This window comes from Umezawaea sp., assembly GCF_057122925.1.
Genome location: NZ_DBNGPQ010000045.1, coordinates 1 through 19,647, shown reverse-complemented (window position 1 = coordinate 19,647; position 19,647 = coordinate 1). Strand labels below are relative to the sequence as shown.

The following is a 19,647-nucleotide window of genomic DNA, read 5'->3' as shown; positions in this document are numbered from 1 at the left end:
ATGGACGCCGCGAGCTTGCCGAACTCCTGCTGGTATGCGGGCGTGGTGTTGCGACCGAACAGCGTGGACCCGCCCTCGTACTGCTGCGAGTCGTACTCCTCCGGTGTGGTGACGTACTGGCTGTAGTCGTTAGCGTAGCCCTGGATGAGGACGGTGTCCAGCGGTGCGCCCAGTTCGGCGGCGACCGTGCGGCGGATCCGCAGGCCCGCGGTGATCGTCACCTCACCGGGTACGGCCACCAGGTGGAGCTGGCCGATCCGGACGATCTGCAACGGCACCACGTTCGGCGTCGCCTGCACCAGGCCGGTCGGGACCAGGGACGCCTTCGGGTACTGGCAGTCCTTGAGCCACTGCGGCACCGGGATGTTCAGCGGCTCCAGCAGGGTCTTGACGGGGCTCTGCATGCCTTCGGTGAAACCGGGGATGGCCGGGCCGTCCTCGACGCTGCCCGCCAGCGTGGACGCGCCGACCACGCCGGAGCACGTGGTGCCCGCCTGGCCGTTGGTGGTGTAGCGGCCGTCGACCGCGACGGCGCTCATGTCGACGAAGCGCATCCGGTGGTCGACACCGCCGGTGATCTCCGTCTGCGGACCGGAGAAGATCTCCTGCGCCTTGCGGTTCTGCCGCTCGCCGATGATCCGGGTGTTCTCGACGTGGTCCTCGGTCGGGCCGGAACCGGGCCGCAGGTTCAGGTTCGGCGACATGTCACCGGCGTTGGTGTTGGGGAACGCGGCGACGAAGCCGCCGCCCTCGTCCAGGTAGCGCACGCCGGAGTCGTCGTGCTCCCACTGGTAGGACGCGTACCCCTTGTTGTCCGGGCTGATCAGCGTGTTCTCGCCGGTCATCGACGTGTTGTGGGTGGCGAACCAGCTCACCGCGCCCACGTCGGCGGTGCCCTGCCGGAACTTCAGCACGGTCATCGCCGGGTCGATCGCGCCGGGGAAGTGCGCCTTGTCGGCCGCGGGGTTCTGCTCGAACGCCACCCGCGACCGGTTGACGCTCGCGTTCGTCAGCTCGCCGCGGCCCAGCGACAGCGACCCCGGCTTGAGGTCCTCGTGCGCTTCGACGACCGACTCCACGATGCCGTTGGTGACGGCTTCCAGCGTCTGCGGCTGCATCCCCAGCACCGACAGGTTGTAGGCGAGGTTGTGGGAGTAGCCGCCGGGGCCCGCGTGGGTGTGCGTCGCGGACAGCAGCAGGTTCTCGCGCGTGTAGAGGTCGCCGTAGCGGGCCTGGAGCTTGCCGAGCACGCCCTCCTGCACGGCGCGGAAGATCATCGCCAGGTCGGCGTTGACGTACGCGACCCGCTTGCCGTTCGCCCGGTCCACCACGACGTAGGCGCGGGACCGCTGGCGCTGGTGGATGCCGGTGGTCTTCTGGTCGAAGTCCGAGTAGCCCATCATGCCGTTCTCGGCGGCGGGGCCCGTCACGTCGGAGATGCCCCGGCCGACGAGGTAGGGCTCCGGACCGGCCGCGGCGGCGGGCTGGCCGATCAGCACCACCAACCCCGCCACCGTGGTCAGCACCGTCATGACGGCCGAGCGCCGCGTGGCTCGCATAGCGCACTCCCGAGGTACGTGAAGCAGATTCATGTTATTCGGACCGTAGGTGATCCACGACACCCCGGCAAGGCCAGGGGGCTCGCACGCGGGTGAATCGGTGCCGGCCCGCGCCGGTTTCGGCACCTGGCACCGATCGTTCTTCGTGCTCGAACTGCCCGCTCTTCCCAGCCGGCGGTGTCGCCGGGCACGCGGCCACCGGTGGCCGTCGGAGGTGGGAGTGCGGATGTGGTTCACCACGACCGCTCCTGGAGTGCGTTCCGCGCTGGACCAGCAGAACGCCAAGGAGCCGGCCTGGTCCGCTTCGGACGGTCAGCCGTCGGACGGCGGGAGGAACGCGTCGATCATGGCGGCCATCCGCTTGGCCGAGTCGAAGATCGCGGCGCCCCTGGACCGGTCGCCGTCGAGGTGCGCCAGCATCTCCAGACCGAGGTAGAAGGCGAGGATGGTCATCGCCACCTCCCGCTTCGGGATGAACGCCGCGAGCGGGGTGCCGTCGAGGAACCGGCCCAGCAGCGACTCGGTGAACTCCTCCCACCGGTCGATCTCCGCCCGCACCCCCCGCGCCAGGCCGGTCGACCCCGCCGCGCCCGCCGCCAGTTCCTGCACCGCGGCGAGGTGACCGGTGGAGACGTCCTCCTCGTACAGCTCGCGCAGCGTCTGGAGCATCTCCGCCGCCCGGTCGAGGTGGGCGGTCCGCTCCAGGTAGCGGGCCATCCGCAGGTCGCTGCTGTGCCGCATGGCGGCGAGGAACAGGTCGTCCAGGCCGTCGAAGTGGTAGTAGATGACACCGGGGGCGAACCCGCCCGTCGTGGCGATGGCCCGCGCGGTGGTGGCGGGGAAACCCTGTGCTGCCAGGGTGTCGATGGCGGCACGCAGGATGCGTTCGCGTGCCTCGGCTCTGCGGGTCATTGCCGCCAACCTTAGGGGGCGTCACGGCACCCTGCGGGGTCGGACTCCCTGATCGGCGAGGAACGGGTCGAGCCTGCGGCCCAGTTCCGCGAGGTGCTGGCTGGGCACCTGCGGGTACAGGTGGTGTTCGAGGTGGTAGGTCAGTTCGAGGAACACCGCGGGGATGATCCGGCCGCGCAGCGTGCGCGTCTGGGTGAGCGGGGTGTCGCCGAAGTCGTGGTGCGGCAGGTAGACCGTCAGCAGCGGGTACACCCAGCTCCCGACGACGGCCATCACCGCGTAGACCAGCACCGCGGGCGTCGTCGACCAGAGCGCGGCACCGGTCGCCAGCACCAGGACCGGCGCGCTCGCCTCGACCACGAGCCACGTGCGCTGGACGCGGTCGCCCGCCGCCCTGCGGAACGCCCACCGCCACAGGCCGACCAGGAACACCGGCCCGTACAGCGCCGCGCCCGGGAACGACAGGTGCGCCGGGTAGCCCTCCGGGTCGTCCTCGTGCGGGAAGAGCCGGTGGTGCTGCACGTGCGTCGCCCGGTACGCGTGGCCGCTCTCCAGCAGCACCAGGCCGCACAGGAACAACGCCCACTCGGTGCCCCTCGGGCCGAGGCCGATCGACCGGTGCACCACGTCGTGGGTCACGGTGACGACCGCGACGAAGATGCCGAAGACCACCACGGGCGTCAGCAGCCACACCCACGGCGTCGAGTGCGCCCACCAGGCCGTGAGCACGAAGAGCGCCACGCCGATCGGTGGGCGGGCCAGCGCGAGCACCCGCCTGCGCAGGCGCGTGACGAGCAGGTCCCGGCCCAGTTCGGCGAGCGGCGGGGTCATGCCGGCACCACCTTCGACCGCCGGGCCGACCCGGCGACCCCGTCGGCGACGATCCGGCTGCCCAGGACGCAGGCCACCGTGCCGAGACCGGGCCACGTGGAGTCGCCGACCAGCCAGAACCCCGGCACGCCCAGGTCGTGCGGGACGGCGCGCTGGTTGCTGTTCGCGGGCGACTGCCGGACACCGCCGACCGCGCCGCGCGGCCGGGACGTGAACCGCTCGTAGGTCCGGGGCGTGCCGACCTCGCGCACCACGGCGGACTCGCCGAGCCGCGGGTACACCCGCCGAGCCTCGGTGACCAGCAGGTCGCCGAGCGCGTCGCGGCGCCGGGCGTGCTCGACGTCGTCGAGCCCCTCCCAGTCGGCCAGCTCGGTGTGGGTCGACAGCATGACGGTCCGGAACCCGGCGGGCGCGCTCTCGGTGTCACCGGGTGCCGACACCGACACGAACATGTTGTTCCCGTCTCCCAGCGGGCTCCGGTAGGACCGGAGGAGTTGGTGGTGCGTGAGGGTGTGGCAGGCGACCTCGGCCTCGGGGACGCCGAGGCAGACGACCGCGGCACCGCCGAGGTCGCCCGCGTCCCGGCGCAGGAACGGGCGCAGCGCGGCCCGCACCCCCGGCACGTCACCGATGTCGGCCGTCGTGGCGGCGGGCAGCGCGCTGACCACCTGGCCCGCGCGGACCGCGCCGCGTCCACCGTGGACGACGAAGTTCCCGTGGGAGCCGGTGATCCGCTCGACCCGCCACCCGGCGCGCAGGTCGCCGCCGAGCGACCGGTAGTGCGCGACGACCGCCCTCCAGAAGCCGCGCATCCCGCCCGTCGCCCTGGTGAGCCCCGCGCCCCTGATGGTGATGCCCAGTGCGGCGTTCACCAGCGGCGCGCGGTCGACGGTGCTGTGGACGGTGTCCTCGACGAGCATGGACAGCAGTCCGACCAGCGCCGCGTCGTCCCGCAGGCCGTGCGCCCGCAGCGCGCCGCCGAGCGTCCCGCCGACGTGGCGGGCCAGCGGCAGGCCCAGCGGGCGCAGCGCGCGGGCGTTGTGCAGGACGTCGGCGAGCGTGCGCATCGGCATCCGCGCGCCCGCGCGGCTCGCCCGCCAGAACGCGCCCGCGAGGCGGTCGAGCCGCGCCCAGAAGGCGCGGTGGCGGGCGGTGTCGCCGAACGCCCGCAGCCGCTCGGCGTGCCAGGCGGCCTGGTCGCGGTGCAGCACGACCGTGCGGTCGGGCAGCCAGGCGACGTAGCCGGGCAGCTGTTCCCCGGCGAGCGGTGCCATGCCGACGGACTCCAGGAGCTCGGCCCCGACGCCTCCCGGCTCGAAGTCGACGAGGGTGGTCGCGCCGACGTCGAAGCTGAAGCCGCGGCGGCGGTAGTAGCCCGCGCACCCGCCCGCGTGGCCGTGCGCCTCCAGCACGACCGTCGACAGCCCGCGCGCCTGGAGCCGCAGCGCGGTCGCCAGCCCCGCCATCCCGGCTCCGACGACCGCGACGTCGTACCCGCGCCCGCCCAGGGGCGATCGGTCCTGAACGCTCGTTCTGAACATGCGTTCAAAGTAGCGGTCGACCGGGGTCCGGGCAATGGTCGGCGTGCCTCACGGGGTGAGCGCCGGCTGGCGCCCCCGAGGTCCGGGACGGGCCGCGGCGCCCGCGGCCACGAGCGCCGCGAGCAGCACGGCGCACCCGCTGAAGCCGATGATCACCAGGACTCCGGCGAACGCCACCGCCGCCACCGCCCGCACCGGGCCGGTGAGCAGCCGCCACGCCGCGGCCGTGCACCCGAGGTAGACGACCAGGAACAGCGTGCTGGGCACGGTGACCAGGTCCTCGGGGGCGAGGACCCCCGCACCCCCGAGGCCGAGCAGCGCGCAGGCGGAGGCCACCACGACGACGAGCAGCCAGTCGGGAGGGCCGCCGCGGGGCCGCGCCGAGGGCCGGGTGAGGGAGCGGGCGAGCGCGGCGGCCCCGGTCAGGTAGGCGTTGACGCCGCCCAGGGTCAGGACGGCCGCGCCGACGGCGGCCACCGCCGCCCCCGCCGGACCGATCGCGGTGGTGAGGAGGTCGGTCACGGGCGTGGAGGGCGACGCTCCGGGGCCGAGCACGGAGATGGTGGCCGTGGCCAGCGCCAGGTAGATCAGGCCCGTCGCGCCGAACGCGATGCCGATGACCCTCGGGAGTTGGGAGCGCGGGTCGGCGAAGCGGGCGGTGAGCGGGGCCACGGCCTCCCAGCCGACGAACGACAGCACGAGCACCGAGGCCGTCGACCCGATGGCGGTCCAGCCGTGCGGTGCGAACGGGGTCCAGTTGTCCGCGTCCGCCGCCGGGGCCGATCCGACGACGGCGACCGCCACGATCACCACCAGCAGCACGACCAGTCCCAGTTGGACGGTCGTCGAGGTGCGCACGCCGCGGGAGGTCGTGACCAGCGCGAGGGTCAGCAGGCCCGCCGCGGCGACCGCGGGGGCGAGCGGGCCGTCCGCGCCGACGAGCCCGGCGAGGTACGTGCCGCCGATGTAGGAGACGATCGGCGCGCCGGTGACGACCCCGGCCAGGAAGCACCACGAGACCGCCTGGCCCGCGCGGTGGCCCAGGCCGTCCTCGGCGTAGGCGCGCACGCCCGTGGCCGACGGGCGTTGGACGCCCAGTGCCGCGAAGACGACCGCGAGCAGGCCGGACACGGCCAGCAGTGCCACCCACGCCAGGATCGACGCGGGCCCGGACCCGGCCGACGCGAGGCCGGGCAGCAGGAGCAGTCCCGGTCCGAGCAGTGCTCCGATGTACAGCGCCGCCCCGCGGGAGACCGTGAGGGGCTCGATCGATGTCATGGCGCAATTTTTGCAAGAAGGTCACCGCACACGATGGCGAATGTGTCGCCTATTGGCATGGTCTGTGCACGATACGTGCGCACAAGTCGTGATTGGTGGCAGGATGTTGACATGACTGAGTTGGACGACATCGACCGGGCCATCCTCGCCCGCCTCCAGGTCGACGGCCGGATCGCGAACGTCGACCTGGCCGAGGCGGTCTCGCTGTCGCCGTCCGCCTGCCTGCGCAGGCTCCGCGCGCTGGAGCAGGAGGGGTTGATCTCCGGCTACCGGGCCGAACTCGACCGGGCCAAGCTCGGCCTCGACCTGACGGTGTTCATCGAGCTGACGGTGGAGTCGCACTCCAGGGAGACCTCGGTGGTCGTGGAGCGGGCGCTGGCCGCGATCCCGTCGGTGGTCGCCTGCCACCTCGTGTCCGGGGCGGCGGACTTCCTGGTCGAGGCGGCCGTCCCGGACCTGCCGTCCTACGAACGCCTGCTGCTGGACCGGATCCTGACCATCCCGCACGTCGTCGGCGCCGAGAGCACGTTCGCGATCCGCACGGTCAAGACCCGCGGTCCGCTGCCGTTGGGCTGACCGCCGCGCCCGGTGTCCGTTTTCGGTGATTGGTCGTGCGGCGTCGGGTGAATTCGCGATCACTCCTTTCTGGTCGACGTGGAATTGAAGGAAATTTCTCGAAGTCGCCCGCCCGCGCGTCCGGGTTGCTAGCGTCGTCGGCTGGGGGAGGGGGTTGTGCGCGGTCGGATCACGAGGGGGATCCGACCACGGCGCACGGAAACCGGTGTGCTCGGGCTGGGTTCGCGGTGTCGTCCGCGATTGTTCCGCTCATCAGCGCCGAGCCTGGTCGAGGTGATATCCGGGTTGTTTCCGCGTGGGCGGATCTCGGGAAAAGGTCATTGTCCGGTGATAACGCGAATCGCGTCTGCTTCGCGTGCCCGGAAATGGAGAGGGGAACACGATGAGAATGGTGAAGACAGCGCTCGTGGGGGTTTTCGCGGCCGGTGTCGCGGTGCTCGGCCTCGCCGCGCCCGCGCAGGCGGCGGAGCAGGCGGCGGACGACCCGTCGTACTCGCTGATGGCCTCGGCGCCCTCGTGCGTCGAGCTGTCGCAGGGGCGCAACGGCGGTACGGCGTGGGCGGAGGCCACGAACAGGTGCGGCTACGCCGTCCGGGTCCGGATGATCTGGGCCTGGGCGTCCGACGGGGCGTGCACCTCGTTGCCCGACCGCTACTACTACCGGGAGACCCGAGGGGCGGCGAGCGTCCCCCCGCGCCCGTACGTGAGCGAGCTCAGGAGCTGCTGAGCCCGAGCCGGGGCCGGGTGGCGTCCGCCACCCGGCCCGCCGGTCAGCGCAGGGCGCCCGCGACGACCGAGGCGACCATCCGCCGGACGACGTCCGGCTCCGGCGGGGTGCCGGTGCGGTCGGCGAACAGCAGGTGACCGGTCCCGATCAGCGTCGGGGCGAGGACGTCGACCTCGGCGTCCGCCGCGATGCGGCCCAGCGCGCGCTCGTCCTCCAGGTAGGAGGCGATCATGGTGGCGGCCTCGGTCAGCACGGGTACGCCCGCGGGCCACGACTCGCGCAGCCGGGCGCGCAGGTCGTCCCGGAAGGTGATGAGCGCGACGATCGCCACGGCCACCGACCCGAACAGGGCAGTCACGGCGCTGGTGAGGTTGTCCGTGACCGAGCCCGTCCCCGCCGCGTCGCGCAGCGCGGCGGCCTGACCGTCCATCCGCTCGACCCGGTCGAGCACGAACTCCGCGAGGAACGCGTCGAAGTCGGGGAAGTGCCGGTGCACCACGCCCTTGGACACCCCCGCCTCCGCGGTGACCGAACGGCTGGTCAGCGCCGCGGGTCCGTCCCGGAGCAGGATGCGGTCGGCGGCGTCGAACAGCTGCTCGCGCACGTCGCGCAGGGCGACCCCGGTGGGCACGGTGCTTCGCTCCTCACTCCACCCGCTTGACGAGTGGGCGCTCGCCCACTATTAGTGGGCACATGCCCATTCTACCGTCCCAACCCCATGAGGCGCGCGAGGTCGCCGAGTCGTTCGGCGTCGATCCCGCGCGCTACGACCGCGCCCGTCCCCGCTACCCCGACCCGCTGGTGGAGGCCTTGACCGCCGCGGGTCCCACCGTGCTGGACGTCGGCACCGGAACCGGCATCGTCGCCCGGCAGCTGCGGGCCGCCGGGTGCGCGGTGCTGGGGGTCGAGGTCGACCCGAGGATGGCCGAGTTCGCCCGCCGGGACCTCGACGTGGAGGTGTCGGCGTTCGAGACCTGGGACCCCGCGGGCCGCACCTTCGACGCCGTCGTCTCCGGCCAGACCTGGCACTGGATCGACCCGGTCGCCGGAGCGGCGAAGGCGGCCGAAGCCCTCCGCCCCGACGGCCTGCTCGCGGTGTTCTGGAACGTCGGCCAACCGCCGCCCGAGCTGTCCCGTGCCTTCGCCGACGTCTACCGCGCGGTCGTGCCCGACTCGCAGGCCGCCCGCTGGGCGACCGTCGACCCGAACGGCTACTCGGTCCTGTGCGACCGGGCGGCCGACGGGCTGAGGGCGTCGGGCGCGTTCGGCGAACCGGGGCGGCTGCGGTTCGACTGGAGCCGCACGTACACCAGGGACGAGTGGCTCGACCAGGTCCCCACCACCGGCGCCCACACCCGCTTCCCGCCCGACGACCTCGCGCGCGTGCTCGACGGCCTCGGAGCCGCCATCGACGCCGCGGGCGGCGTCGTCGCGGTCGAGTACGCCACCGTCGCGGTCACCGCACGTCGGAGCTGACCCGCTGCGCGAGGACCCCGTCCGGGCTGAGGTCGACGGTCCGGTCGGCCCACCGGTTCAGCAGGACGGCGTCGTGGGAGATGGCCAGCACGCCCGCGCCCGTGCGGCCCTGGTAGTCGCGGATCAGGCCGACCAGCGCCGCCGTGGTCGACGCGTCGAGCATGGTCGTCATCTCGTCGCAGATCAGGTAGTCCGGGTCCAGCGCGAGCGTCCTCGCGAGGCAGGCGCGCTGGAGCTGGCCGTCGCTGACCTCGTGCGCCCGGCGGGAGAGCAGGTCCGGCGTGAGCATCACCAGGTCGGCCAGCTCGTCCGCGCGGTCGGTGGGCGCCCCGGTGGCGAGCAGCGGTTCGGTGATGGCGGCGCGCAGCGTCATCCTCGGGTCCACCGACAGCCTGGGCTGCTGGAACAGCACGCCGATCCGGACGCGCTGCGCGTGCGGGGTGCGGTGCCGGTAGCCGGTCACGGGCTCGTCGTCCAGGTGGACCGTGCCCGAGAAGGGCTTGTGCAGCAGGGCGAGCACGCGCGCCAGGGTGGACTTGCCGCTGCCGCTCGGTCCGGCCAGACCGGTGGTCCGTCCGGCGTGGACGGTCAGGTCGACCCGGTCCAGCACGGGGCGGCGGGGGTCGTAGCCCGCGACGACCGCCTCGGCGCGCAGCCCGGTCAGCACGGGCGGTGGCACGCGACGGCGTGCTCCGTGTCGAGGGGCAGCGCGGGGACCTCGGCGCACTCGGGCACGACCCGGTCGCAGCGCGGGGCGAACGAGCAGCCCGGCGGCAGGTCGGTGAGCAGCGGCGGCATTCCGGGCACGGGGGTGAACGCGCGGTCGGGCAGGGCGTCGCCGAGGCCTCGCGTGTACGGGTGGCCGGGGGCGTCGAGCACGGTGTGCGGCGGTCCGACCTCGATCAGCCGCCCGGCGTACATGACGGCGATCCGGTCGGCCACGCGTTGCGCCGCGGCCAGGTCGTGGGTGATCAGCAGGACGGCGTGGCCGTCGGCGACGAGCCTGCGGAACTCCTCCAGCAGCCCCTCGACGAGGTGGTGGTCCAGGCCGGTCGTGGGTTCGTCGGCGATGATCAGCCACGGGTCGCCGACCAGCGCGAGCGCGGTGGCCACGCGCTGGGCCATGCCGCCGGACAGCTCGTGCGGGTAGTGGTCGAGGTCCTCGGGGGCCAGTCCGGCGCGGGCGGCCACGCCGTTCGCGCGGCCCCGCGGGTCCGGCTCGTCGGGGTGGTGCGCGCGGACGGCTTCCTCCAGCTGCGCGCGGGCGGTGCGGACCGGGGTGAGGTGGGACGCCGGACTCTGCGGGACGAGCCCGATCCGGCGTCCCCGCACGGTCGTCGCGAGCTGCCGGTCGGTCGCGGCCAGCAGGTCGAGGGGTGGACCGTCCTCATCGCTCAGGACCGCGCTGCCGGACACCTGCGCGTTGCCCGGCAGGAACCCGAGCAGCGCGCCGGCCAGGACGGTCTTGCCGCAGCCGCTCTCGCCGACCAGCGCGAGGCACTGGCCGGGCCGCAGCCGCAGCGACACGTCGGCGACGGCCGCGACGGTGGCGCCGGGCAGCGCGAACCGCACCGAGACGTGGTCGACGGCCAGTTCGGTCACCACGTGAGCTCCGAGCGGCGTCGGGGGTTGAGCCGGTCTCGCCAGACGCCGCTGAGTCCGGAGATGGCCAGGGTGACGACGATCAGCGCGAGGCCGGGCGCGAGCGACATCCACCAGCCGCCGGTGAGCAGCGACCGCTGGGCGTCGTTGATCATGTTGCCGATGCTGGCCTCGTGCGGTGGCAGGCCGAGCCCGAGGAACGACAGCGCCGTCTCGTGCCACACGGCGTGCGGGATCATCAGCGTGGTCGACAGCAGCACCTGCGGGGTCACGTTGGGCAGCAGGTGCCGCACGAGGATCCGGGTCCGCGACGAGCCGCCGACGATCGCGGCGTCCACGAACGGGCGCCCGCGCAGCGACAGGACCTCCGACCGCACGATCCGCGCGGACGTCAGCCAGTGCGTGAGACCGATGGAGATGACCACGGCGGTCAGGCTGGGCCGCAGGATCGCGACGATCACGATGCCCAGCAGCAGGTGCGGCACCGACGCCACCGCGTCGACCAGGCGCATCAGCAGCCGGTCCACCCAGCCGCCGACCGACCCGGCCAGCGCGCCCACCGCCGTGCCGACCGCGGAGGACACCACCGCGGCCACCAGCCCGACGGTCAGCGACACGCGCAGGGCGTAGACGCACCGGAGCAGCACGTCGCGGCCGAGTTCGTCGGTCCCGAACGGGTGTGCCGCGTCCGGTGGGCGGTTGGCCGAGCCCAGGTCGACGAGCTGCTGGTCGAGGTCGACCACCAGCGGCACCACGAGCACCGCCAGGACGACGACGCCGAGGACGACGGCCGAGGGGATCAGCCGCCACCGGGGCGAGAGGTGCGTGCTCGCGGCGGCGAGCCGGGACCGGGGGACCGGCCGCCACGTCCGCTGGTCAACCATCGAGCCCCACCCTCGGGTCGGCGAGCGCGTACAGGACGTCGGCGATCAGGTTGCCCAGCAGCACGACCGCCGTGGCCAGCACGGTGAGCGCCCCCATCAGCGCGAAGTCGACGTTGAGCGCGGCGTCGACCGTGGCCCTGGCGATGCCGGGCCAGGAGAACACCGTCTCCACCAGCAGCGCGCCGGTGATCAGCTCGGGCAGCCGGGCGCCGACGAGCGTGAGGAACGGCAGCAGCGAGGTGCGCAGCGCGTGGCCGACCACGACGCGGCGGTCCGACAGCCCGCGCGAGCGCGCGCCGACCACGTGGTCCTGGCTGAACGACTCCAGCAGGTTCTGCCGCACGAACAGCACGAACCACGGCGCCTGCGAGATCGCCAGCACGGACGCCGGCAGCACCAGGTGCGTGGCGACCTGGCCGACGCCCAACGCCTCGCCGGCGTCGGTCAGGCCACCGCCGGGCAGCCAGCGCAGGTGCAGCGCGAACACGTACAGCGCGGCCAGCCCGAGCCAGAACACCGGGGCGGCTTCGAGGGTGTAGGAGGTGGCGGTGATCGCCCGGTCCAGCCACCCGCCCCGCAACCACGCCGCCGCCGTGCCCAGCAGCAGACCGAGCAGCAGCGCCAGGGCGAAGCCGACCGAGACCAGCAGGACCGTCCACCCCAGACGGTCGCCGACGACCTCGGACACGGGCTGCCGCAACGACAGCGAGTCGCCGAAGTCGCCCGCGACGGCGTGCCGCAGCCAGGCGAGGTACTGCTCGACCACGGGCCGGTCGACGCCCCAGTTCTCCCGGATCCGGGCGATCCGCTCGGGGCTCTCGCCGATGATCCGCACGCCGAAGTACCGCTCGATCGGGTCGAACGGCGAGGCCTTGGCGAGGACGAACAGCGCGAAGCTCACCAGCAGCAGCACCGGGACGGCGAAACCGAGGCGCCGCAGCGCGAGCCGCCCGATCGCCCGGCCCCGACGCCGCCGCGCGGTGGCGGTCACGGCTTGGGGGTCCAGCGTTCGAGGTTCCACCAGACCGCGTGCACCAGGCCGTGGTCGTGCGGCTCGACCTGCTCCTCCTGGCCGTTCCACCGGTCCCGCAGCACGTAGGTGTGGTCCAGGAACACCAGGAACGCCCAGCCGGGGTCGGCGGTGTAGGCCTTCTGGAAGTCGGTGTAGGCCTGCTTGCGGACGGCCGGGTCGAGGCTGCGGCGGCCGGTGTCCAGCGCCGCGTCCACGGTCGCGTTCCGGTACAGCGACATGTTGACGTAGCCTTCCTGGCCCGCGTAGCGGGAGTGCAGCAGCGAGTACGCCGCGGTGTCCGGGTCGTAGGGGTCGCCGCCGCCCCAGACGCTCGCGGCCTCGCTCCGCCGCTGGAGCATCACCTCGAACGTCGTCGCCTCCACCGGGGCGTCGATGCCGAGCCGCGCGATGTCGCTCGCGGTCGCCAGCGCCAGTTCCTTGCGCAGCACGTCCGGTGCGGGGTAGAGCACCGGCAGGCGCGCGGCCTGGCCGTCGCGGGACCGCTTGCCGTCCGACCCGAGCAGCCACCCGGCCTCGTCGAGCAGCCGCGCGGCGCCGTCGGGGTCGTGGCGGAACACCGCGCCCTGGTCGTACCAGTCGGCCAGGTACGGCGAGATCGGGGTGGCCGCGGGTTTCCCGGCTCCGGCGAGCACGGTGTCGATCATCGCCTGCCGGTCGATGCCGAGGTTGATCGCGAGGCGCACCCTGGGATCGGAGGTCAGCGGCAGCTCGGACGGGATGCCGAGGCCGCGGTAGTCCGCGGAGGGGTTGCGCACCACCCGGTAGCCGTCGCGGTCGCGGTAGGCGCCCGCGAGCTTCGGCGGCAGCACCGTGCCGTCGAACTCGCCCGCCGCCATCCGCGTGGCGCGCGCGTTGTCGTCGGCGACGAACACGACGGTCACGGTCTTCACCGCCGGAGCACCGCCCCAGTAGGACTCGTTGGCCCTCAACACCATCCGGTCGCCCTTGCGCCACTCGGCGACCGTGTAGGGCCCGGTCCCGACCGGCGCCGAGTTGAACGGCGCGGAGTTCACGTCGACCCCGTCGAAGGCCTTGCGGGGCACGACACCCAGCGCCAACTGCTGCGCGAACGGCGCGTACGGGTACTTCAGCCGGAACTCCACCGTGCGGTCGTCGGGCGCGGTCACGTCGGCCAGCGCGTCCAGGCGGGAGGCGATCGTGGAGTTGGTCCCGGGGTCGAGCACCGACCTGAAGGTGAACACGACGTCCTGCGCGGACAGCGGTGTGCCGTCGGAGAACGTCGTGCCGGCGCGCAGCGTCGCCGTCCACACCAGACCGTCGGCCGACGCGGTCGGCAGCCGCTCGGCCAGCGCGGGCACGAGCTGGAGCTTCGCGTCCCGCGCCACCAGCCCGTCGAACACCTTCGACGCCCCGTCGGGGGCGTACCCCAGGATCGGGTTGAGGTTCTCCGGCTCGCCGCCCGCGCCGATGACGATGGACCCACCGGTCTGAGCCGAACCCCCACCGCCGTCCGGCGAGGTGCACCCGAGGAGCAGGAGCCCCACTGCCGCGAGAACGGTCGTCGGTCCGTGGCGCACGCGTGTCCCCCGAACGTGGTGGTCCTCTGTTGCGGGAAGATGCTAACAGCAAGTTGCTGGCAACAAGAAGCCGGAAATGTCGCGTTCGTCGCACGGAGCCGCCGGGGCCGTGCGCGTCCCCCGGCCCGGTCGACCACAATCGACCACCGGTCGAGACGGGGGAGCGGTGGTCGTGGTCGTGCCGTTGCGGAGGAACCGGCGGTTCCAGCTGCTCTGGGTGGGCAGCGCCGTGTCCCAGCTCGGCACGGAGCTGACGAAGTTCGCGCTGCCGTTCCTCGTGCTGGCGCTGACGGGCTCGCCGGGGTGGGCCGGTGTGGTCGTCGGGACCCGCACCGCCGCGTTCATCACCGCCCAACTGCCCGCCGGCATCTGGGTCGACCGGTGGGACCGCCGCCGCACGCTGCTCCTCAGCCAGGGCGCGCAGCTGGTCAACGCGGCGGTGCTGGCCCTGCTGATCGTCCTCGGCGGGGTCGAGCTCTGGCACCTCCTCGTGCTGGGCGCGGTGGACGGGGTCTGCACCGCGTTCGGCGGACCCGCCCGCACGACCGCGATCCGCGCCGTCGTCCCACCCGACCAGCTGCGCGGCGCGTACGCCCAGGAGGAGGCGCGCGGCCACGCGGGCAGGCTGGTCGGCCCGCCGCTGGGCGCCTTCCTGTTCGGACTCGGCCGCGCGCTGCCGTTCGTCGTGGACGTGCTGACGTTCCTGGTCTCGTTCCTCTGCTCGCTGTTCGCGACGGTGCCCCGGCACCCGGACACGCCGCGCGCGGCGGAGCGGACGAGCATGCGGCGGGAGGCGGCCGACGCCGTCGGGTGGCTGTGGCGGCAGCACGGCCTGCGCGGCGTCTGCTTCGCGGTGATGGCCATGAACCTGCTCGGCGGCGCCCTCCTGATCCCGCTCATCGTGCTGGTCGGGGAACGCGGCGGCGACGTCCTGACCACCGGCGTGGTCTACGCGGGCATCGGCGTGGGCGGCCTGCTCGGCGCGCTGCTGTCCGCGCGCATCGGCGGCCTGCTCCCCGCGGGCAGGCTGCTCATCGCCATCCTCGTCCTCTTCGGCGCGTGCAACGCCGCGATGGTCCTCCCGATCGCCGCGTGGTGGCCGATGATCCCCCTCCTGATCACCTCGCTCACCACCCCGACGCTCAACGTCGTCATGAACGTCGCCATCTCCAGACTCGTCCCGGAGGCCATGCTCGGCCGCCTGGACGCCCTGCTCACGGTGGTCGGCATGGGCCTGTCCCCGCTCGCCCCGGTGCTGGGCGGGGTGCTCGCGGCGGAACTGGGGGGCGCGGTCGCCGTGCTCGTGCTCGGTGTCGGGTTCCTCCTGACCGCGCTGGTCGCCGCGGCCAGTCGTGACCTGCGCGAGTTCACCGACGACGAGTCCACCGCGTGAACGGTCGGCTCGTTGATCGCGTGGTGTCCGGTGGTCGGGTTTGCTCGACTCCAGGGCGGATGCCGACGATGTGAGACCTGACATTGCACAAGGCCAGCCACACCTTTGGAAATCTGAGCCGTGCGCGTTGTGCGGTGGTGGCTCTTTTGCTCAGCTTCAGCCTTTCCATCCTCTCTTGGCACGTCATCCGGCCACACAGCAGTGCGATGTCGACCGCGAGTTCCTCGAAGTACCGGTAGGCGGAGCCTGGGACGTACCGATCCTCGTCCCACACCGTGATCTGCCCGAGGTACTTGCGCACCTCGGGGTCCTCCCAGGTTCGCAGTGCTGCGTAGCCAACGGTTGTCGGAACAAGGTCGTCCAGTGTCACTACTCCCCGCCGAACGTTGTGTCCCACGTTGTTGAAGTAGTCGAGGAGGTGGATCAGGGCCAGTTCGTCCTCCGTGCCGAGGAACTCGTCGCTGTAGACGAACCTGCCGTGGTCGATATCCATGAAAGTCGTGGTGATGTGCGTGCTCAGGTAAAAATCGTTCGTGTAGTTCCGAATCAATTCAGCGCGGCGCATCTGCCTGCCAAATTTCCGGGTCCTCAGGTAGGTGATCCATGAAGCCAGGACGCCGGCTACCGCGATCAAGTGTTCTGGTCGCACGGCACGGGGGACCGGGTGAGGGCGAAAATTGGTGACGAAAGCGGTGGGATCTTCATGTGGAGCAATCGACCCTTGAGAACTGGACGTTACGGGTCCAGTCTCAGGGCCTGTTCGAGGATCGCGTCCACGATGACCCGGCAGCGGTGCTCCGTGTGGTTCCTCGGACAGGGGATTGCGGGAGGCGCGGTCGCCGCGGCCAGTCGTGACCTGCGCGAGTTCACCGACGACGCGCCTCCCAGCTCTCCCTAGCCCGTCACGGCGGGCGATGCCGCGTGCTCGGCCAGCCGTCGCGAACCACCGGTGCCGTCGGCCGGTACCGCCCACACGCCGTCGTCGAGTCCGTACAGGACGGTCGTGTCGTCCTGCCACAGCGCCTGGTCGTCGACGCCGCGCGTCTCGGCCAGCTCCGTCTCCTCCAGCGTCGCGAGGTCCAGCACCGCCAGTCTCCACACGCCGTCGGACACCCTCTTCTTGAACGCGACCCGCGTGCCGTCCGGTGACAGCGACGGGCACTCGACGTTCTCGCGCACCACCTTCCCCTGGTAGCGCGCGTAGTCCGCCTCGACCAGGTAGGTCTTCCCCCGGCTGCCGAGGGTGGCGTAGAAGCGGGTGCCGTCCGGGGCGAACGTGGTTCCCCAGTAGTTGACGTCGGCGGCGAAGTAGCGGCGGTCGCCGGTGTACACCGGCAGCTCCTCGATCGTCTTGACCAGCCGCCCCGTCTCGACCTCGTAGAGCCCGGACCTGGTCGAGAAACCCGTCGCGGCGTAGGAGTCGCCGGTGACGAACAGGGTCCAGTGGACGATCTTCCCGTCCGGGGACACGCGGGCGCGGCTCGGTGCGCCGGGCAGCGACTCCTGGTGGCGCACGGCGAGGTTCGCGTCGAGCACCCGCACGTCCGTGACGGCGGGCAGCACGCCGGGCCTGGCGGTCAGGCACACCGCGGTCCGCCGGGCCACGGCGAACCGGTCGCACTCCAGGCCGCTCACCCGCCGCGGACCACCCGGATCGGACACCGGCACCGAGGCGACGCGGCCGGTGCCGGTGTCGCGGAACAGGAGTTGGCCCGGTGCCAGGGTGAGCTGCTCGGCCGCCGGTTCGTCGGTGGCGGACCCCTGGCGCGCCGCGACGGTGAACACCACGGCGGCGCCGACGAGCAGCACCGACCCGAGGAGGGCGATCAGGAGGCGCTTCACGACCGCACCGGCCTGACCACCGCGGCGGCGGCGACGACGACGGTGAGCGCGCCCGCGGCGACGAGCACCGCGGGGCGCGGCCCCCAGACCGTCCACGCCAGTCCGAAGAGGACGGACGAGGCCATGCGGGCCACCGCCTGCCCGGTCTGGACGACGGCGAAGCCGGTGGCCCGCAGTTCGGCCGGGACCACCGGGCCCGCCGCCGCCATCAGCACCCCGTCGGTGGCCGCGTAGAACACGCCGTGCAGCGCCAGCGCGAGCACGGCGAGGCTCGGACCGGACACCGGTCCGCACACCACGACCAGCGCCGCACCGAGCGCCGCGTGACCGCCGAGGAACACCGGCCACCGGCCGATCCGGTCGGCGAGCCTGCCGATCGGCACGGCCAGCAGCAGGTAGACCGCTGCTGTGCCGAGCGGCAGCAGCGGGAAGAACGCCACGGGCACGTCCCAGCGCCGTTGCAGCACCAGGTAGAGGAACGCGTCCCCGACGGTGACCAGCCCCAGCGCCGCGGCCCAGACCACGATCCGGCGGAAGTCGCCGCGCCGCAACAACTCCAGCGCGGCCCCCGGTGACACCGCGGCCCGGTCGGCCGTCCCCGGCCGGTCGCGGACGAACAGCACCAGCAGGAGCACGCCGACCGCCGCGACGCAGAAGCTGGTGAAGAACACCGCCGGGTAGCTGCCGAGGCTGACGGCCAGCACGCCCATCGCGGCCACGGGGCCGAGCAGGGCGCCGACGGTGTCGAGCGCCCGGTGCACGCCGAACGACCGGCCGAGCGCGGCGGGGTCGCTGCTCAACGAGATCAGCGCGTCGCGCGGGCCGGTGCGCAGGCCCTTGCCGGTCCGGTCGGCGGCCAGCACGACGCCGATCGCCGCGACCGACGACCCGGCCGCCAGCAGGCCGAGCTTGCACACCGCGGACAAGCCGTACCCGAGACCGGCGACCGCCTTGAGCCGTCTCCACCGGTCGGCCAGGTGGCCGCCGAGGACCCGCACGACGGCGGTGGCGCCCGCGTACAGCCCGTCGAGCAGCCCGAACTGCAACGGGTTCAGGCCGAGGCCGAGCACCAGGTACAGCGGGAGCACGGCGGTGACCATCTCCGAGGAGACGTCGGTGACGAGGCTGACCGCGCCGAGCGCCAGCACGTTGGCGGGCACCCGCCGCTTCACGGGCGCCGGGTCGATCCCGGTCGCGAGGTCGGGGGTGCGGCTTGCCGCGATGTACATGCTCGCCCCTAGTGGCAGGTGTAGGTCGGGCTGCTGTCCAGCACCGACCTGTCGAGACCGATGAGCTGCGTCGAGAACGTCGTGTCCGTCATCGACAGCTTCACCACGCCGAACGCCCGCAGCAGCTTCGCCGTGGTCGGGTGGGCCGCGTTCACGTCGTAGAGCGGGGCTCCGCCCGTGCCGCCGAGGATCTGCACCGGACCGTTCGGATCGGCCTTGCCCGCCCCGTTCTGCGGGACGAACCTCTCGTAGTGGTGGTCGTGCCCGTTGAGCACCAGGTCGACCCGGTTGTCGACCAGGACCTGCCACAGCGGGGCGCTGTCGGGGTTGTCGCCGTGGTCACCCGAGCTGAACCGCGGGTGGTGGTAGTACGCGGCCACGCAGCCCCTGGTGTTGGCGGCGAGGTCCCGCTTCAGCCACGCGAGCTGCGCGGGCTCGGCGAAGTCGTGGGTGGTGAAGTCGTTGGAGTCCAGGGCGATGAAGTGCCAGTTCCCCATCTCCCACGAGTAGTAGTTCTTCCCCTGGGGGGTGGCGATCGGACCGAAGTAGTCGCGGTAGCCCTGGAACGGCGTGTCGTCGTAGGTCTCGTGGTTGCCGGGGACCGGGTGGGTGATGCTCTTGAACTTCCCCCACGTCTTGTCGTAGTGGTTTCGGAAGTCCGACAGGTGCGCGTCGTCGTACTGGTTGTCGCCCATGGTGATCACGGCCGCGGGGTTCATCGCCTCGACGAGCTTCGCGGTCTTCGGGTGGACGCAGTCCGGGTCGCTCGCGGTGCACTGGTAGGCGATGTCGCCTGCCGCGGCGAGCACGAACGACCCGCTGCCACCGGGTTTCGTCCTCGCCGTGACGGCCGCGCCGACCGGCGAGGTGTTGCCCGCGGCGTCACGGGCCCGCACGGCGTAGGCGTAGTCGGTGTCCGCGGTCAGACCGGTGTCGTTGAACGAGGTGGTCGCGCTGGTCGCGACCACCTGCCCGCCGCGCAGGACGTCGTAGCCGGTGACGCCGACGTTGTCGGTGGACGGCGACCAGGCCAGCGCGACGCTGCTCGCCGTGGTCGTGCCCGCCGTGAGCCCGGTGGGCGTGCTCGGCGCCAGGGTGTCACCGGTCGAGTCGGCCGAGCCGTACGCCTTGACCTCCCAGAGGGAGTAGCCGTACTTCGTGGCGCGGGTGGTCCCCACGACGCGCAGGTACCGGCCGTGCGCGGCCAGGCCGGGCAGGTCGTCGGT

At 72.7% G+C, this 19,647-nt stretch carries 19 protein-coding genes; 4 read left to right on the top strand and 15 right to left on the bottom strand.

Annotated features, from left to right (window positions below):
- The 5 genes from AC156L_RS08545 to AC156L_RS08525 form a co-directional block, all read right to left on the bottom strand.
- On the bottom strand, positions 1-1,559 hold a 1,559-nt coding region (locus AC156L_RS08545), incomplete at its 3' end, for a neutral/alkaline non-lysosomal ceramidase N-terminal domain-containing protein (protein WP_484406734.1).
- 312 nt (positions 1,560-1,871) lie between these two features.
- Positions 1,872-2,471, bottom strand: a complete 600-nt coding sequence (locus AC156L_RS08540; RefSeq protein ID WP_330874551.1) for a TetR/AcrR family transcriptional regulator — start codon at positions 2,469-2,471, stop codon at positions 1,872-1,874.
- A 21-nt stretch (positions 2,472-2,492) separates the two neighbouring features.
- Positions 2,493-3,302 (bottom strand): fatty acid desaturase, encoded by an 810-nt coding sequence (locus AC156L_RS08535; RefSeq protein ID WP_330874549.1) that lies wholly within the window; start codon positions 3,300-3,302, stop codon positions 2,493-2,495.
- Positions 3,299-4,843 carry a phytoene desaturase family protein gene (locus AC156L_RS08530; RefSeq protein ID WP_330874548.1) on the bottom strand — a complete coding sequence of 515 codons (1,545 nt, stop codon included), beginning with the start codon at positions 4,841-4,843 and terminating at the stop codon, positions 3,299-3,301. Before AC156L_RS08530 ends, AC156L_RS08535 begins: the two co-directional genes overlap by 4 nt.
- Before the next feature lie 48 nt (positions 4,844-4,891).
- Positions 4,892-6,121 carry an APC family permease gene (locus AC156L_RS08525; RefSeq protein WP_330874546.1) on the bottom strand — a complete coding sequence of 410 codons (1,230 nt, stop codon included), beginning with the start codon at positions 6,119-6,121 and terminating at the stop codon, positions 4,892-4,894.
- A gap of 111 nt (positions 6,122-6,232) precedes the next feature.
- On the opposite strand from AC156L_RS08525, the gene AC156L_RS08520 reads away from it, so the two are divergent.
- Together AC156L_RS08520 and AC156L_RS08515 are read left to right on the top strand one after the other, a co-directional pair.
- Positions 6,233-6,697 carry an Lrp/AsnC family transcriptional regulator gene (locus AC156L_RS08520; RefSeq protein WP_330874544.1) on the top strand — a complete coding sequence of 155 codons (465 nt, stop codon included), beginning with the start codon at positions 6,233-6,235 and terminating at the stop codon, positions 6,695-6,697.
- Positions 6,698-7,088: 391 nt separating this feature from the next.
- Positions 7,089-7,424 carry a hypothetical protein gene (locus AC156L_RS08515; RefSeq protein WP_330874542.1) on the top strand — a complete coding sequence of 112 codons (336 nt, stop codon included), beginning with the start codon at positions 7,089-7,091 and terminating at the stop codon, positions 7,422-7,424.
- Between the two features lie 43 nt (positions 7,425-7,467).
- On the opposite strand, the gene AC156L_RS08510 is transcribed toward AC156L_RS08515, so the two are convergent.
- Positions 7,468-8,055, bottom strand: a complete 588-nt coding sequence (locus AC156L_RS08510) for a TetR/AcrR family transcriptional regulator (protein ID WP_330874541.1) — start codon at positions 8,053-8,055, stop codon at positions 7,468-7,470.
- Positions 8,056-8,117: 62 nt separating this feature from the next.
- Between AC156L_RS08510 and AC156L_RS08505 the strand changes: the two genes are divergently transcribed.
- Positions 8,118-8,900: a class I SAM-dependent methyltransferase gene (locus AC156L_RS08505; protein WP_330874539.1), complete on the top strand. Its 783-nt coding sequence runs from the start codon at positions 8,118-8,120 to the stop codon at positions 8,898-8,900.
- On the opposite strand, the gene AC156L_RS08500 is transcribed toward AC156L_RS08505, so the two are convergent.
- From AC156L_RS08500 to AC156L_RS08480, 5 genes are read right to left on the bottom strand one after another with little or no spacing between them, the layout of a single operon-like run.
- The gene (locus tag AC156L_RS08500) at positions 8,881-9,579 is read right to left on the bottom strand and encodes an ABC transporter ATP-binding protein (protein WP_330874537.1); all 699 of its coding nucleotides are present in this window, start codon (positions 9,577-9,579) and stop codon (positions 8,881-8,883) included. The two genes, AC156L_RS08505 and AC156L_RS08500, sit on opposite strands and share 20 nt — an antisense overlap.
- Positions 9,561-10,505 carry an ABC transporter ATP-binding protein gene (locus AC156L_RS08495; protein WP_330874536.1) on the bottom strand — a complete coding sequence of 315 codons (945 nt, stop codon included), beginning with the start codon at positions 10,503-10,505 and terminating at the stop codon, positions 9,561-9,563. Before AC156L_RS08495 ends, AC156L_RS08500 begins: the two co-directional genes overlap by 19 nt.
- Complete coding sequence (locus AC156L_RS08490) at positions 10,499-11,386, bottom strand: ABC transporter permease (RefSeq protein ID WP_330874535.1); 888 nt, start codon at positions 11,384-11,386, stop codon at positions 10,499-10,501. The genes AC156L_RS08495 and AC156L_RS08490 overlap by 7 nt, the downstream gene beginning before the upstream one ends.
- Complete coding sequence (locus AC156L_RS08485; protein WP_484406732.1) at positions 11,379-12,377, bottom strand: ABC transporter permease; 999 nt, start codon at positions 12,375-12,377, stop codon at positions 11,379-11,381. Before AC156L_RS08485 ends, AC156L_RS08490 begins: the two co-directional genes overlap by 8 nt.
- Positions 12,374-13,924 (bottom strand): ABC transporter substrate-binding protein, encoded by a 1,551-nt coding sequence (locus AC156L_RS08480; protein ID WP_330874533.1) that lies wholly within the window; start codon positions 13,922-13,924, stop codon positions 12,374-12,376. The genes AC156L_RS08485 and AC156L_RS08480 overlap by 4 nt, the downstream gene beginning before the upstream one ends.
- Before the next feature lie 205 nt (positions 13,925-14,129).
- Between AC156L_RS08480 and AC156L_RS08475 the strand changes: the two genes are divergently transcribed.
- Positions 14,130-15,350: an MFS transporter gene (locus AC156L_RS08475; RefSeq protein ID WP_330874532.1), complete on the top strand. Its 1,221-nt coding sequence runs from the start codon at positions 14,130-14,132 to the stop codon at positions 15,348-15,350.
- Here the strand turns inward: AC156L_RS08475 and AC156L_RS08470 are convergent.
- From AC156L_RS08470 to AC156L_RS08455, 4 genes are all read right to left on the bottom strand, one after another.
- Entirely contained in the window at positions 15,325-15,984 is a 660-nt protein-coding gene (locus AC156L_RS08470) for a hypothetical protein (RefSeq protein WP_330874531.1), read from the bottom strand. The two genes, AC156L_RS08475 and AC156L_RS08470, sit on opposite strands and share 26 nt — an antisense overlap.
- 260 nt (positions 15,985-16,244) lie before the next feature.
- Entirely contained in the window at positions 16,245-17,192 is a 948-nt protein-coding gene (locus AC156L_RS08465) for a hypothetical protein (RefSeq protein WP_330874530.1), read from the bottom strand.
- Positions 17,189-18,421: an MFS transporter gene (locus AC156L_RS08460; protein ID WP_330874529.1), complete on the bottom strand. Its 1,233-nt coding sequence runs from the start codon at positions 18,419-18,421 to the stop codon at positions 17,189-17,191. The genes AC156L_RS08465 and AC156L_RS08460 overlap by 4 nt, the downstream gene beginning before the upstream one ends.
- Positions 18,422-18,429: 8 nt before the next feature.
- The coding region (locus AC156L_RS08455; protein ID WP_330874528.1) for a metallophosphoesterase at positions 18,430-19,647 on the bottom strand (1,218 nt) is incomplete at its 5' end.